This is a genomic window from Streptomyces sp. NPDC107765, assembly GCF_055657085.1.
This window is the reverse complement of the sequence record NZ_JBVKBL010000010.1, coordinates 254,169-268,347: the sequence shown is the minus strand read 5'-3', so window position 1 is coordinate 268,347 and position 14,179 is coordinate 254,169. Positions and strand designations below refer to the sequence as shown.

11 protein-coding genes are annotated in these 14,179 nt (G+C 71.4%); 4 read left to right on the top strand and 7 right to left on the bottom strand.

Going from position 1 to position 14,179, the window contains the following annotated elements; translation table 11 throughout:
* Window positions 1-49 precede the first annotated feature (49 nt).
* The 3 genes from ACZ7MX_RS24800 to ACZ7MX_RS24790 all read left to right on the top strand — a co-directional run bounded on the left by ACZ7MX_RS24800 (window position 50) and on the right by ACZ7MX_RS24790 (window position 7,551).
* Complete coding sequence (locus tag ACZ7MX_RS24800) at window positions 50-433, top strand: WXG100 family type VII secretion target (RefSeq protein WP_472135423.1); 384 nt, start codon at window positions 50-52, stop codon at window positions 431-433.
* A 96-nt stretch (window positions 434-529) separates the two neighbouring features.
* The gene (locus tag ACZ7MX_RS24795; protein ID WP_472135422.1) at window positions 530-5,200 is read left to right on the top strand and encodes a toxin glutamine deamidase domain-containing protein; all 4,671 of its coding nucleotides are present in this window, start codon (window positions 530-532) and stop codon (window positions 5,198-5,200) included.
* A 95-nt stretch (window positions 5,201-5,295) separates the two neighbouring features.
* Window positions 5,296-7,551, top strand: a complete 2,256-nt coding sequence (locus tag ACZ7MX_RS24790; RefSeq protein ID WP_472135421.1) for an SUKH-4 family immunity protein — start codon at window positions 5,296-5,298, stop codon at window positions 7,549-7,551.
* Between the two features lie 110 nt (window positions 7,552-7,661).
* On the opposite strand, the gene speB is transcribed toward ACZ7MX_RS24790, so the two are convergent.
* Window positions 7,662-8,645, bottom strand: coding sequence for an agmatinase (gene speB, locus ACZ7MX_RS24785; RefSeq protein WP_472135420.1), 984 nt, complete (start codon window positions 8,643-8,645; stop codon window positions 7,662-7,664).
* Between the two features lie 165 nt (window positions 8,646-8,810).
* On the opposite strand from speB, the gene ACZ7MX_RS24780 reads away from it, so the two are divergent.
* Window positions 8,811-9,608: a phosphatase gene (locus ACZ7MX_RS24780; protein WP_030806590.1), complete on the top strand. Its 798-nt coding sequence runs from the start codon at window positions 8,811-8,813 to the stop codon at window positions 9,606-9,608.
* A gap of 63 nt (window positions 9,609-9,671) precedes the next feature.
* Here the strand turns inward: ACZ7MX_RS24780 and ACZ7MX_RS24775 are convergent, their stop codons facing one another.
* The 6 genes from ACZ7MX_RS24775 to ACZ7MX_RS24750 all read right to left on the bottom strand — a co-directional run bounded on the left by ACZ7MX_RS24775 (window position 9,672) and on the right by ACZ7MX_RS24750 (window position 14,079).
* Window positions 9,672-10,109, bottom strand: a complete 438-nt coding sequence (locus ACZ7MX_RS24775; RefSeq protein ID WP_472135419.1) for a large conductance mechanosensitive channel protein MscL — start codon at window positions 10,107-10,109, stop codon at window positions 9,672-9,674.
* Between the two features lie 141 nt (window positions 10,110-10,250).
* Window positions 10,251-11,306 (bottom strand): aldo/keto reductase, encoded by a 1,056-nt coding sequence (locus ACZ7MX_RS24770; protein ID WP_472135418.1) that lies wholly within the window; start codon window positions 11,304-11,306, stop codon window positions 10,251-10,253.
* A gap of 8 nt (window positions 11,307-11,314) precedes the next feature.
* Entirely contained in the window at window positions 11,315-11,779 is a 465-nt protein-coding gene (locus ACZ7MX_RS24765; RefSeq protein ID WP_472135417.1) for a MerR family transcriptional regulator, read from the bottom strand.
* Between the two features lie 144 nt (window positions 11,780-11,923).
* On the bottom strand, window positions 11,924-12,157 hold the full coding sequence (locus ACZ7MX_RS24760; protein WP_472135416.1) for a hypothetical protein: 234 nt from the start codon (window positions 12,155-12,157) through the stop codon (window positions 11,924-11,926).
* A gap of 108 nt (window positions 12,158-12,265) precedes the next feature.
* Window positions 12,266-12,799: a GNAT family N-acetyltransferase gene (locus tag ACZ7MX_RS24755; protein ID WP_472135415.1), complete on the bottom strand. Its 534-nt coding sequence runs from the start codon at window positions 12,797-12,799 to the stop codon at window positions 12,266-12,268.
* Complete coding sequence (locus ACZ7MX_RS24750) at window positions 12,796-14,079, bottom strand: XRE family transcriptional regulator (protein ID WP_472135413.1); 1,284 nt, start codon at window positions 14,077-14,079, stop codon at window positions 12,796-12,798. Before ACZ7MX_RS24750 ends, ACZ7MX_RS24755 begins: the two co-directional genes overlap by 4 nt.
* Window positions 14,080-14,179: the final 100 nt, after the last annotated feature.

Sequence of the window (14,179 nt, the reverse complement as noted above, 5' to 3'; positions counted from 1 at the left end):
GCCACGTTGTCCTGCATCTGCCGACGAGCGTGGGGAACGGGGGCCACAGATGGCCGGAGACGGACTACAGGCGGACATCCCGACACTGAAGTCAGGGGGACGGGACTTCACCAACGTCGGACAGCGTTACCAGTCCGCCGTGGAGAAGCTCAAGAACACCCTGACCGGCCTGGAAGGCCAGGACACCCCGCCGTGGGGTGACGACGACATCGGCGAGAAGTTCGGCGTCGTCTACGAGGGCCTGCGCGACGGCATGTACGAGTCGATGGGCCATCTGGCCGCCAAGCTCCAGGAGATCGGCGGCGCGCTGAACACCATGGCCGACAACCACCAGGCCGACGAGGACTTCAACGAATCGCTGATGAAGCAGCACGTCGCCAACGCCGAGGCGCAGAGCCAGCTGATCAGCAACTTCAAGGCGCCCCAGACCTAGCGGGCACGGACCTCCGCTCCCTCCCGTTCCGCCAGCTCCTTCTCTGCACGCGCGCCGTCATCGCTTGACCGCTTCCACGTACGGGGGATTGCCGCCATGTCGCTCATGCTGCCGGACTGGCTGGAGTGGGTCCTCGAAATGCTCGGCTTCGACTGGCCGACGGGCGACGAGGACAAGATGAACGAGTCCGCCAGCGCCTGGCGGGAGTTCGCCAACGCCGTCGAGCAGTTACAGTCCGAGGGCGTCACCGCCGCCGGCAACGTCCTCTCGGCGAACTCCGGCGACAGCATCGACGGCTTCAGCAAGACCTGGGAGAAGTTCTCCGGCAACGGCTCGGGCTACCTCGACGACGCGCGCACGGCGGCCGAGCTGATCGCCTTCGCGATGGACGCGGGGGCGGTGGTGATCGTCGGGATGAAAGTCGCGGTGATCGCCCAACTGGCGATCCTCGCCGCGGAAATCATCGCGGCACAAGCGGCGGCGCCCTTCACGCTGGGCCTGTCGGAGATCGGCGCGGCGGGCGCCACCCAAGCGACCAGATTGATCGTCCGGCGCATCCTCAAGGAGGCGCGGGAGGCGCTCGTCGAGGCGATCGTGGAGACGGTCAAGGAGCCCGCCGTCTCCGCGCTGGAGGCCATGATCTCCGACGCCATCGCCCAGGGCATGAACATGAACTTCGGGGCGCAGCAGGGCTTCGACGTCGGCCGCAGCCTCAAGACGGGCGCGGACGCGGGCATCGACGCGGCCAAGAACTCCGGCCAGACCTTCACCGAGGCGCTGCGCGACGGCGCGGGCGCCCGCGCCGGCCACCACGCCCGCGGCGGCCTGGACCACGCCGCCGGACACGGCGGGGGCCATGACGGCGGTGGCGGCGAACACGGAAGCGGCGACGGCGAGCACAGCGGGAACAACGGAGACAGCGGGCACAGCGGAGACAGCGGAGACAGCGGGAACAACGGCAGCGGATCGGGGTCGTCCAACGATGCGGCGGGCTCCGGGCACGGGTCGGGGAGTGGATCGGAGGGCGGATCGGGGAGCGGATCGGGGAGCGGGTCCGACTCCGGGTCGGGTTCTGGCTCAGGGTCGGGGTCGGGTTCCGGCTCGGGCTCGGGTTCGGGCTCGGGTTCAGGGGCTGGGAGCAGCTCCGTCTCGGGCTCGGGGAGCGGCTCCGGGAGTTCCGACTCAGGCCACTCCGGCGACGCTACGGGACCCACGCACAGCGACCCGGGCCGCAGCCCGGAAGGCGGCGGCCCGTCCACCACCCCGGACGGCTCCGCCCGTCCGGACGGCGACCACTCGACCCCCCGGGCCCAGCCGCTGCCGCCCCCGGACCAGCGCACCGCCTTCGACGAGGGCTACACGGGCGGCAACAGCCACAACCCTTACGGGAGTTCCCCCACACCAGGACCGGACAGCGGCCCCGCGCCGGGCTCCGGGCACATCCCCGACGCGGGCCCCACTCCCGGCTCCGGGCACACCCCGGACCCCGGTTCCGTAGGCACTCACCCGACGCCCGATTCCGGTCCGGTGGGCACCCACCCGACCCCGGACTCCGGTCCGGTGGGCACCCATCCGACCCCGGACTCCGGTCCGGTGGGCACCCATCCGACCCCGGACTCCGGTCCGGTGGGCACCCATCCGACCCCGGACTCCGGTCCGGTGGGCACCCATCCGACCCCGGACTCCGGTCCGGTGGGCACGCACCCCACACCCGACACCAGCCCCGGCACGACCCCCGACGCGACCCGGCCGCACCCCGGTCCGGACCCGGTCGGTACGCAGCCCACCCCGGGCCCGGCCGTCCACCCGGACGCCGCACCGGCCCACGACCCGGGCCCGGCCCCGCACGCCACACCCACGCCCGACTCCGGACCGGCGCCGCACTCCGCTCCGACACCCGACTCCGGACCGTCGTCCAGCCCGGCCCCGGCTCCGGGCCCGGCCCCCGACCACGCCTCCCCGGGGCAGCCGGCCGCCGCCTCCCACGACACCGGCAACTCCTCGGCCCCGTCTCCGTCCCCGTCCCCTCCCACCTCCACTCCCACCCCCGCGCCCCACTACAGCGACGGCGGCGGCACCCCCTCGCACGACGGAGGCGGAGACAGCTCCCACTCCGGTGCGGGCGGCGGACGTCCGACCACCCCGCACGTCAGCGTGCCCTCGCAGGGCGCGGGCGCGGGGGTGCCGCACGCACCGTCCGCCGGGCCGTCGCCCGCCGCTCACCGGGACCCCTCCGCCGGCGACCCCATGCCGCACTCCCGTGAGGACGACACCACCGTCACCACCCAGTCCGCCGACACCCTGACCGCCCCGCCGCCCACCCCGGCAGCCGATCCCGGGGGCCACTCCGCCACTCCGCCCCAGCAGTCACCGCAGGGCGGGCCGCAGTCGCCGGGACCGGTGGCCGGCATGCCCATCGCCGTGCCCCCGCAGGCCGGGCCGACGGGACCGAACGCGGCACCGCACCCCACCACGCCAAGCGGCACCGGCCGGCCGACACCGACCACCGCACCCCCGCACGGCTCCCAGCCGCCCGCGGGAACCCCGCGCACCACCCCGCCCAACCGCCGCCCGGACGGCACCCAGCCGGTCCACGACATCACCCAGCAGCGCCGCCCGGAGCGCCCCGCCCATGACCCCCGGCTCGACGGGCCGCGCCGCCCGGACGACCCGCGTACGCCCTCCGGCGGGCGCCCCGACCCGCGTCAGCAGCGCCCGGTCCCGTCCCCGCCGCGCCCCGACCCGACCCGCCCGGACACCACCCGGCCCGACACCACGCGCCCGGACCCGACCCGCCCGGACCCCCGGCGCCCGGAGCCGCAGCCGACCCGTACCGACCCGCCCCCGACCACCCCCGGCACCCCGAACGACCACCACGGCCCCGAGGCACCGAACAACCAGCAGAACCCGAACGACCACAACCAGCCCGGCCACGAGGCCCACAACGACACCGACAACACCTCCCACGACGGCCCCCACAACGCCCCCCACGACGATCCCCCCGCCGCCTCCGACACCCGTAACCGCGAGCGCCCCGGCGGACTGGACGGCCCCACCGACGAGCACCAGCAGCACGTCGAGGACGCCATCCCCAAGGACGACAACGGCGACCCGCAACGCCACCCCGACCCCCACGACAGCAACTGGGTCGGCACCATCAACCACCCCGGCCCCGACGCCCCCGGCCGCAACAACAACTGCGTCGACGCCGCCCTCGCCACCGCCGACACCTACGCCGGCAACCCCACCGCCGCCGCCCACCGCACCCCCGACACCCACCCCGACGGCACCCCCTCCGACCGCGGCGAAACCAACGGCCGCAACCGCATCGAAAACACCCTCGGCGCACCCTTCCACGACTACGGAAACGGCCCCGACGCCTTCCACCGCCTCGAAAACGACCTCCGCAACAACGGCCACGGCTCCCAAGCCGTCATCGTCACCCAGGACAACAACGGCCGCGCCCACGCCTGGAACGTCGTCAACCACCACGGCAACATCACCTACGTCGACGCCCAAACCGGCAAAACCAGCAACAAGCCGCTCCACGACGGCAACAACGGCGTCCACGCCATCCCCCTCGACGCCAACCGCCGTCCCACCGCCCCCACACCGGCCGAGCACCACCCCGGTGACCACGACCGCCCCACCGACCCCGGCCGTCGGCCCGCCGCCGAACCCGCCGGCGCCGGCGAGAAGCGCAAACACCCCGGCGAAGCATCCGACATCGAGCGCGACGACCAGCGGCATCCGGTGCACGGCGAGCGGCCCGGCACCCACCAGGACGGCCTGCCGCCGGACGACGCCCAGGACCGGCTCCGGGCGAACGAGAACACCCCGGTCCACCAGATCCAGCACGATGTCCTGGACCGCCAGATGCGGGACTGGGCCAACGACGGGAGCCTCGCCCAGGTCCTGCGGGCCGCGGCCGGGGACCAGCCCGGCGCGGACGGCCCGGTGCGGCTCAACGCCGGCCAACTGGCCGAGCACCTGGACGGGTTCAACAACCTGAACCGCGGTGAGCGGATGGCCGTGGTCGCCACCCTCGGCCGGCTCAGCCACAGCTTCCACCAGGAATACGGCGTCCACTCGAACCCGGTGAACGACGGGAAGAGCTCGGCCGGTGCCGAACTGCACGAGCGGGCCGCCGCCAACAGGATGAACGCGCTGCTCCGCAACGTCGAGAACCCCAGTGAAAACATCGGCAAACACGGTCCGGACCCGACCGGCCGGAATTACGCGGTCATCGAGGTGCACGGCCCCAACGGCGTCGAATACGTCGTGGATTCCTCACACCCGAAGCACGGGGACGAACCGGGAAAACACTCCGAGAAGAACCTCGGTACCTGGCTGAAGGAAGCGAACCGGCTCTCCGGGAACAAGTACACCCTGGCCGGCCTGTATACGGAACGCGAGCCCTGCGGCGACAAGAAGGGCGCACTCGGCAAGCACAACTGTTCCGACTACTTGATCAAACTGGCCAAGGAGCAAGGCGGTGGCCAGCAGGTTCCCGTCTACTACAGCACGGTCTACCGCACGGACGCGGACGTGGTGCAGGAGCGGAACCGGATCCGCCAGGAGGAGATGAAGGCGGCCCGCGAGGAACTGGGCGTACGGAAACTCCCCAAGGAAAGGCTGCGGGAAATCGACGAAGAGGTACGCGCCCGCGTTCCGGATTCACCGGCGATGGTGGAACAGGACCGCCAGTTCGAGGAGCGGATCGACCGCATGCGGAACCTGTGGAGCATCATTGCCACCCAGGTATGACCTCGGCCACCCGAGGTAGGTGCCATGGTGCCGGGCCGTCAGCGGGTCGTCAGCTCGTGGCGGACCGTCAGTAACTCGTCAGCTGGTGAAGGGACATGATGTCGAGCCCCGGGAATTCCTACGAGGACGTCCGTGCCGATGACGCCGTCGAGCGGATCCTCCGATGGTGGCGCGACGGGGAGCGGGAGCCGGTCACCGAACTGGTGGGGGCTCCGGAATCCGGCCGGACCGGGGTGCTCCGGCGGGTCCATGACGCCCTGCCGGCCGCGGTCTGGGTGGACGCCACGGGGCTCACCGCCGAGGAGGTCCTGCAGCGTGTGTTGTCGGCTGCCGGAGTCGATTCCCCGCCGCACCGCCGTGCGGGATGGCGCGGTGAGCTGCGCACGTCGGACCTCGGCGAGCGCCCGGTGTTCCTGGCCAACGCACACCGCGCGGGCCGCACCCGGACCTCCGCCCAGCCGGAGCGCGTGGTCCGCACCCTGGCACGCGACCTGGCGCTCACGGCCCGCACCAAGGTGATGGTGGAGGCCGATCCGCCGCCCCGGACACCCAGGATCCGGGGCCTGTTGGCGCTGCACCTGCAATCCGGGACACCGGCCGACGCTCCCTCTGCCTCCGTGCCGCCCGCCGTGGAGGCCCTGGCGCTCGCCGAGCTTTCGCGGACCCCATTGACCGTGTGGCGCGAGCTGGCCGAGGCAATCGGCGTCCAGCTCCCCTCCGATGACGACGCGTTGGCGGAATTCGCCGGGCAATTCTCCGACCTGCTCACCGTCGAGGGCGCCCGGGTCTCCTTCCTGGACGAGCGGATCGCCCGCCGGATCCGTCGGGGCCTCGACGAGGAGCGGTTCCGCGCGGCCGGCGGCCGACTCGTGGACCGACTGACGGACCGGCTGTCCGCGCCGGGACACCTCACCGGCCCGGTCGGGGAGTACGCCGCGCACGCCCTGCCGATGCACGCCGTACGGGCCGGCCGGTTCGACGACGTCCAGCGCACCGGCGAGGTGCTGGCGCACCTGGACCAGGTGGCGCTGCTGGACGCGGCGCATTACCGGTCGCCGCGCCCCCTCGACCGGCGCTCACCGGCCGGCGACGCCGCCAACCTGTGGCTGAGCGGGGTCGACTCGCTCCCCCAGGGCACCTGGGCGTCCTGGCTGCACCTGATGAGCACCGTACGGGGCGACAGCGAGGTCGCGGCCGGTATCGAGCGCTCGGGCGTCTCGCTCCCCTGGAAGGTCCGCTGGGCGCACTGGCGTCCACCAGGCGGTTGGGATCTCGCACACCTGCAACCAGGCCCGTTGCAGTCCCTCACCGACGTCACGGCCGAGGTGCCGGCCGCCGCCGGCCGGCACGTGGTCGCCGGCCGGGGCGCCTGGGACCGCCGGGTGCGGATCTGGGACGCCGCGACCGGTGAGCAGCTCGGCGGCCCCTGGAGCGACGGCATCCCGCAGCCGGGCCAGTCGGAACCGCTCTGGCCCCGCGACCGCGACCCGCAACTCACCCAGCCGTGGGTCCAGTTGACGAGCTACGGCATCGAACCCGAGCTGCTGACCGACGCCGTCCGCCTCGACGGCCCGGACGGCCCGGACGGCCCGGACGCGCTGGTGGTGGTCGCCGGCCTGGGCGGCATTTTCGCCGTGGAGCCCGCCCCCGCGGGTCCGGACCCGGACCCTTCCGGGAATCCGGCGGGTGCGGTTCCGCCACGGAGCCCGAGGGCCCTGGATGCCTTCGGGCCCCTCCACGGCGAGCCGTTCTTCGCGCCCTTCGGCCGGGTCGACGGCGGCACCGACTGGCCCGCACCCGATACCGCCGTGCTGGCGGAGCTGTTCGGGCCGGGCACCGTACAGCAGGTCCCGGCCGGCGCGCTGCCCGACGGGCTGCGGGACGAGGCGGCGCGCCGGCTGCTGACGGAGACCGGGCTGCCGGCGTTCCGCGGCGCGGAGATGCGGCTGACCGCGCTCGCCGAGGAGCCGCTCGCCGAGCTGTCGGCGGAGCAGGTCTGGGAGTTCACCGAGGACGAGGACGTGCCCGAGTCGGCCGGCCGGGGCGCGTACTACCGGCTCGGCGTCTGGGGCGGCTTCCCGCTCGTCGTCGACGGCGAGGGCGGCGGCGTCTACGCGGTCCCCGCCGAGGAGGGGTACGGGTATGAGCAGCCGCTCGTCGCCAGCAGCCTGCCCGCCTTCGTGGCGATGCTCCAGGGGTACGTCCTGGGGCGGTGCCTCCTCCCCATGGCCGCCGGCCGCGCCGAACGCGAACGCATCCGGCACCTCATCGAGACCGACCTGGAGGCGATCGACGAGGAGGGGGCGGAGTCCCCGGCCTGGACGGACACCCTGTACGACGAGACCGACTGACCGCGCCCTCGCTTCCACGCCCGACGCGGCCTCGCCGCCCGGGCGGAGGACGACGGACGGCCGGCCACCCGTGTGACCGGCCGTCCCGTCAGCGCGTATCCGGCCCGGGCTCAGTCCTGCCGCGCGGCGGCGATCTGCCGCGACATGATCGTGGTCAGCTCGTACGCGGTGTGCGAGGCGGCCACCGCCGTGATCTCGGCGTGGTCGTAGGCCGGCGCCACCTCGACGACGTCGGCGGAGACCAGGTTGCAGGAGGAGAGCCCGCGCAGGATCTCCAGCAGCTCGCGCGAGGTCATGCCGCCGGCCTCGGGGGTGCCGGTGCCGGGGGCGTGCGCCGGGTCCAGGCAGTCGATGTCGATGGAGATGTACAGCGGCCGGTCCCCGATGCGCTGCCGCAGCTGGTCGGCGACCTCGTCGGCGCCGCGCCGGTAGATGTCCGAGGACGTGACGATGCCGAAGCCCATCTTCTCGTCGTCGGTGAGGTCCTTCTTGCCGTACAGCGGCCCGCGCGTGCCCACGTGGGAGAGCGCCGAGGTGTCGAGGATGCCCTCCTCCACGGCGCGGCGGAACGGCGTGCCGTGGGTGTACTCGGCGCCGAAGTACGTGTCCCAGGTGTCGAGGTGCGCGTCGAAGTGCAGCAGCGCGACCGGCCCGTGCTTCTTGGCGACGGACCGCAGCAGGGGCAGCGCGACGGTGTGGTCACCGCCGAGCGTCATCATGCGCGCGCCGGTCCCGAGGAGATCGTCGGCGGCCGCCTCGATGGTCTCGACGGCCTCGTTGATGTTGAACGGGTTCGCGGCGATGTCACCGGCGTCCGCGACCTGCGCCAGCGCGAACGGCGACGCGTCCTGCGCCGGGTTGTACGGGCGCAGCAGCCGCGACGCCTCACGGATCGCGTTGCCGCCGAAGCGGGCACCGGGGCGGTAGGAGACGCCGCTGTCGAAGGGCACGCCGACGACGGCCACGTCGGCCCGGCCGCCGACCTCGTCCAGGCGGGGCAGGCGGGCGAAGGTGGCCGGCCCGGCGTAGCGGGGGATGCGGGAGGAGTCGACGGGGCCGACGGGCTCGTGGGAAGCGCTGGCTGCGGTGGTCATGAGGCGAGGGTAGGGACGGTGAGGGCTCCCCGCCCATGGACATTTTCGCCACCGGACAAGGTGCCGCTTCGACATTTCGTCCAGCGCGGCCGGTGTCCGTGCGCGCTTCCGTCCGGGGTACGGAACTCCCCCGCCCCGGAACATACGTCCGGGCACAATGGCGCTATGCCGATAGCCTCCGCAGCCGCCGTTCCGTCGCGCGCCGAACTCGTCGACCATCTCGTCCGCACCCGGATCGCCGGGGAGGTCGCCACCCCCCGGGAGAACAACCTCTCCCACTACCGCAAGCTCGCCAACGGTGACCGCTACTTCTGGTTCGGCCTGGAATTCGGCGACCGGTGGGCCGACGAGCAGGACGTCCTGGCCGTGATGGCGGAGCGCTGCGGGGTGAGCGACGACCCGCACCACCGGCAGGGCCAGGACACCATCGACCCCGAGCTGACGGTGGACGCGCTGGAGCGGGCGGCGGCGCTGCTGCGCAAGGCGGCGGCCGGCGAGCAGCGGGTGCTGTTCGCGACCGGCCACCCGGGCGGCCTGCTCGACGTGCACCGCGCGACCGCGGCGGCACTGCGCGCCGCCGGCTGCGAGATCGTCGTCATCCCGGACGGGCTGCAGGCGGACGAGGGCATGGTCTTCCAGTTCGCCGACGTGGCGATGCTGGAGCGCGGGGCGACGCTGTGGCACACCCACTCCCCCGAGCCGATGGCCGCGATCCTCGACGGGCTGGAGCGGGCCGGCCGCCCGCTGCCGGACCTGGTGGTGGCCGACCACGGCTGGGCGGGCTGCGCGGGCCAGCGCGGCCTGGACGCGATCGGCTTCGCCGACTCCAACGACCCGGCCCTCTTCCTCGCCGAGGCCGAGGGCACCCTCCAGGTCACCGTCCCCCTCGACGACCACGTCCGCAGCCCCCGCTACTACGACCCGCTGACGGCGTACCTGCTGGACGCGGCGGGACTGGCCTGACTCCTGCCGCGGACCGGCTCTCCGGCGGGGAGGTCCTCTTCGGCTGCCTGCTCCCCTCGGCGCTCAGGGGGCTGCGGGCGTCGCGCGCTGGTCGGTCCCGCAGTAGCGGCACTTGGCGGCACCCGTCGGAATGTCGTCGGCGAGACAGGCCGGGCAGGTGGTGGCCGGTGTGGGGTCACCGAAGACGGTGACCCCACGGCGCGCCTGGACGGCCTTGTACGGGACGACGATCAAGAAGTAGACGGCAGCCATGAAGATGACGAAGTAGATCACGGCGGAAAGGAACGCACCGAGATTCACATAGGTCGACGCGTTCCCGGGATCACCGAGCTGCCAGCCGAGCCCGACCGACCCACCTCCCTGCGCACGGGCGATGATCGGGTCGATGACGTTGTCGGTGAACGCCTTGATCAGCGTGCTGAGCGCCAGCGCGATGATCAGCCCCACGGCCACGACGACGATGTCACCGCGCATCAGGAAGTTCTTGAAGCCCTTGAGCATGGACGCTCCTCGTCTGCTTGCGGGACGGACCAACGCGTCTCGCACCCAGAACAGCCGATCTTGCCCCGGCCCGCAATCGGAACCTGCTCCATGCGGGCCAGCCGGCCGGCGGTGCCCTGAACGGTCCTACGACCGACGGGCCTACCCCTCCCGGGCCGCCGAGGTGAGGGACATGTCCGCGTAGCGCTCGCCCGCCACCTGCCCGGCGATCGGCTCCAGCAGGGCCAGCTGTTCGGCGGTCAGGGTGATCCGGGTGGCCGCGGCGTTCTCCAGCAGTCGGCTCCGCTTACGGGTCCCGGGGATCGGCACCACGGTCAGGCCGTGCACCTCGGCCCGCTGCTGCACCCAGGCCAGCGCGATCTGCGCCGTGGTGGCGCCGTGCTCGGCGGCGATCTTGTGCAGCGGCTCCAGCAGTGCGGCGTTCGCCTTGGCGTTGTCCCCGGTGTAGCGCGGCATCAACTGCCGGAAATCGCCGCCGGAGAGCTCCTTGCCCGCGTCGGTGAAGGCACCGGTCAAGAATCCCCGGCCGAGCGGCGAGTACGGCACGAAGGCGACCCCGAGCTCGGCGGCCGCGCCCACCGCGCTGCGCTCGACGTCCCGGCTGAAGACCGACCACTCCGTCTGCAGGGCGGTGATCGGATGCACGGCGTGCGCCTCGCGCAGCTCCGCACCGGTGACCTCACTCAGCCCCAGGTACTTCACCTTCCCCTCCCGCACCAGCTCGGCCATGGCCCCGACGGACTCGGCCAGCGGAACGGCAGGATCCCGCCGGTGCATGTAGTAAAGGTCGATGACCTCGACGTTCAGCCGGCGCAGACTCGCCTCGACGGCCTTCCTGATGTAGCCGGCATCGTTACGGATGGCCCGGTACTTCGGGTCGTCCGCCCGGTACTCGATGCCGAACTTGGTGGCCAGGGTGATCTCGTCGCGGTGCGCGGCGACGAACGGCGCGAGGAACTCCTCGTTGGCCCCGACGCCGTACATGTCGGCGGTGTCGATGAGCGTGACGCCCGCCTCGACGGTGGCCTCCAGGGTGTCCCGGGCCGCCGCGTCGTCCGTGTCCCCGTACGCGGCACTGATCCCCATGGCCCCGAAGCCCTGGACACCGACGAGGGGACCCCCGGCCCCCAACTCGACCTGACGAATCCGTTCGACGCCGTTGCTCGCAATGGCAGTGCTCGTGTTGTCGTTGCTCATGATGGCGCTCAGGCCCTTTCCGACGCCTCGGGGGCGCCCGCATAAAAGTCGATCTTGGCGTCGAGTACGGCAACGGTGTCCTGCAGCTCCGCCATCCGCGCGAGGACCTCGCGCCGGGTCCGTTCGAGGATCTGCCGCCGCTCGTCGAAGGTTTCCTCACCCCGCTGGACCAGCCGCGCGAAGTGCACCATGTCCGCGACCGGCATCCCGGTCAGCCGCAGCCTGCGCACGAAGGCGAGCCAGTCCAGGTCCCGGTTGCCGAACCGGCGCTGCCCGTTGTGCGACCGCGCCACGTCCGGCAGCAGCCCGATCTCCTCGTACCAGCGAAGGGTGGGCGCGCTGAGCCCGGTGTACGCCGCCACCTCACTGATCGTGTAACGGTCCTGGCCGTCGGGCCGCGGATGCTCCGTCCCCGCGACCACACAAACGTCCACGGGCGGGGATGTCACGGACGTGCTGTCGATCACCGTCATGCCGGCAACGTTAGGAGGTTCAAGTGCACTTGAAGCAAGCACGTTGCACGGACGCCGCGCGCCAACTCTCCGAACGTGCCCGCCTCGTGGCTCCGGCCGCGCTCCTGCCATGGCGCGAAGGTCGCCGTCCCGGTGGACGAAAAATCAGCTGGCACTCATTCCACGTTCAGGCCATTCACTTGCCCGGTCGCGCATCGAGCTGATCTTTCGCGACGCCTTGAGGAACGCATAGTCAACGTTCCCGTCGCCTGACCGCGACCGGTGATTGCCCTTATCCATGATCAGCTGTCGCGTCATCTCAGAGGCATCTTCGCCGAACAAATAGACAACGGCGTCGGCGTCCTCAGCGATCTTTCTGAAATAGACCAGTGCGGCCACGCGCTGCATCCACCTTCTGCTGCCGACGTCGCACGTAACGATAACTTGGACCGGCGGCTTGCCCAGGCGACCGGCCGGTGAGCCCCTCGGCCCACCCCCGCTCCGGGCTCAGCGCACGGGCCTGATCATCGCGGTAAGGACCGGTGAGGCCGCTGAGGGCTGGCTCCGGCCGATGTCCTCGTACCCCCAACCTTTGTAGAGGCGGTGCACCTTTCCGTCCCCGGCGAGGGCATTGACCATGAGACTGACGTACGGCTCGCTGCGCCCGGCGAGGAGGGCGTCATGAATACGCCGAGCTGTGCCCGTACCGCGCCAGGGGACGCGAACGCCGATTTCCTTGAGGGCTACGGCATTCCTGCTGGTGTATTCGGCCGGCGGGGCGGGCGTGACACGCTTCCACCAACGGTCTCCTGAATCCACGGAGTTGGCGTACGCATAGCCGATGGGTTCGTTCCCTTCATAGGCCAGGACCGCCACCCATCCTGGCTCCGTGGAATGGCGGTCGAGGCGCTCCGCGAAGGTAGCGACCGCATAGTTCGGCAGGTGCAGGAGGTCTGCGCGTACATCGGCATAGACGTCCAGAAGATGCTGCCGAGCCGGTCCGAGTGAGTGGAATGTGCGTAGCTCGATGGTGGACGTCATACCGATTCCTTCCCCATGGTGTGTGCGTGCTGATTCCACATTCGGGCGGTGGAGTTCTTTGGCGCCACGGCGGTGATCCTGGCGTTGAAGGCGTGGAGCATTCCGGCGACCCGGGGGTGATGAGCGGCGGCATCTGCCGGGACAGTCATGGCAGTCGAAACGGCCGCTTCCACGTCGCCTTGGCCGAGTTGGGCACACGCCAGGCGAGTGGTGGCAATGGCCTTCGATCGCCGCATGTGGGGACGGAGAGCGGCCAGACATCGATGCGCGTGCGCCTCGGCTGTCTCGTAGTCGCCCAGTGCGAGGTACCCCGTGAGCGCGAGAGAATCCAATTCCGCCTGGTCGTAGAACGAGGTCATCCACACGGGGCGATCAGCGGCAGGATCCGCGCGATTCATCGCGTCCTGGGCCTGGTCGAAGCTGCGTCGAGCAGCTTTGAGATTCCGGGCAAGGCCATGGATGGCGGCCTGCCTGGCGAGCCCCAAGGACGCGAACAACGGATCACGACGCGTGATGGACAGCCCTCGGGCGACGTCATTTGCAGCAATAGCTTCGCCGGGACGGCCCATGTGCCGGTACAACGTCCCGGCGTGTGACCAAATGCGGAATTTGATGGCCGGATCGGCTGCCAATTCGGCGAGTGCTTGCGCTTCCCGCATGTGGACGATCGCGTCGTCGCAACGGCGTCCGTCGATCGCCGCCCACATCGCCGAGGACCGGAAGGCCGCCGCGCATCCGTATACGTAGGCACGTACCCGCTGACTGGCACTCCCGGAGTTCTGCAGGGCCAGGGCCTCGTCGGCGAGCGACGTGGCTTGCTGCTCGATGCCGAGTCGGCCGCCATGGCGGTGGTCACTCGCGATGATCTCGGTGAAACGTTGTTGGAGCCGGACGACATCGCTTATTCCCACGCGGCGGTTGGCGGTTAAAGCTGGTGCGGCGGAGGCGGCAGCCACGGCCGTCCCGGCGGCGAGGAAGCGACGGCGTTCCACGGGGTCCTCCGGCGGTGGGGCGGGGGTGGACGACGGGGCCCGGCCCCGCGGTACGAACCCTAAGGCGGTGGCGGGCAGGCCGGTGACCTTCTCCAGCGCAACGCGGGTCGCGGACTTCGGCCACCGTACGCGGCCCGCTTTCCAGTCCCGGATCGATGAGCCGTCCAGTCCCCCGAATCTGCCGGTGAGGTCACCTACGGCCGAATTCACCGCCTCCGCCAGCGAATTGGAGCTGTAACCGTGCTCCTTCATCCATGCCTCAAGCGTCCTGTTCCGCGAGGAGTTCATGCACGCACGGTAACTCCACGCTCACCGTGCCGTCAGCTAAAGGAGTGGCCAAATCGCCCTAGGCGGCAGGCGAAACAAGATGCCTGATCTCCCTCAGGAC

Excerpts from the sequence above, each read along its gene's own strand:
- ACZ7MX_RS24795 (WP_472135422.1), top strand. The coding sequence starts at position 530 with ATGTCGCTCATGCTGCCGGACTGGCTGGAGTGGGTCCTCGAAATGCTC.
- speB (WP_472135420.1), bottom strand. The coding sequence starts at position 8,645 with ATGACCACCGCAGCCAGCGCTTCCCACGAGCCCGTCGGCCCCGTCGAC.
- ACZ7MX_RS24755 (WP_472135415.1), bottom strand. The coding sequence starts at position 12,799 with ATGACGTCCACCATCGAGCTACGCACATTCCACTCACTCGGACCGGCT.
- ACZ7MX_RS24765 (WP_472135417.1), bottom strand. The coding sequence starts at position 11,779 with ATGACGGTGATCGACAGCACGTCCGTGACATCCCCGCCCGTGGACGTT.
- ACZ7MX_RS24750 (WP_472135413.1), bottom strand. The coding sequence starts at position 14,079 with ATGAACTCCTCGCGGAACAGGACGCTTGAGGCATGGATGAAGGAGCAC.
- ACZ7MX_RS24800 (WP_472135423.1), top strand. The coding sequence starts at position 50 with ATGGCCGGAGACGGACTACAGGCGGACATCCCGACACTGAAGTCAGGG.
- ACZ7MX_RS24780 (WP_030806590.1), top strand. The coding sequence starts at position 8,811 with ATGCCGATAGCCTCCGCAGCCGCCGTTCCGTCGCGCGCCGAACTCGTC.
- ACZ7MX_RS24790 (WP_472135421.1), top strand. The coding sequence starts at position 5,296 with ATGATGTCGAGCCCCGGGAATTCCTACGAGGACGTCCGTGCCGATGAC.
- ACZ7MX_RS24775 (WP_472135419.1), bottom strand. The coding sequence starts at position 10,109 with ATGCTCAAGGGCTTCAAGAACTTCCTGATGCGCGGTGACATCGTCGTC.
- ACZ7MX_RS24770 (WP_472135418.1), bottom strand. The coding sequence starts at position 11,306 with ATGAGCAACGACAACACGAGCACTGCCATTGCGAGCAACGGCGTCGAA.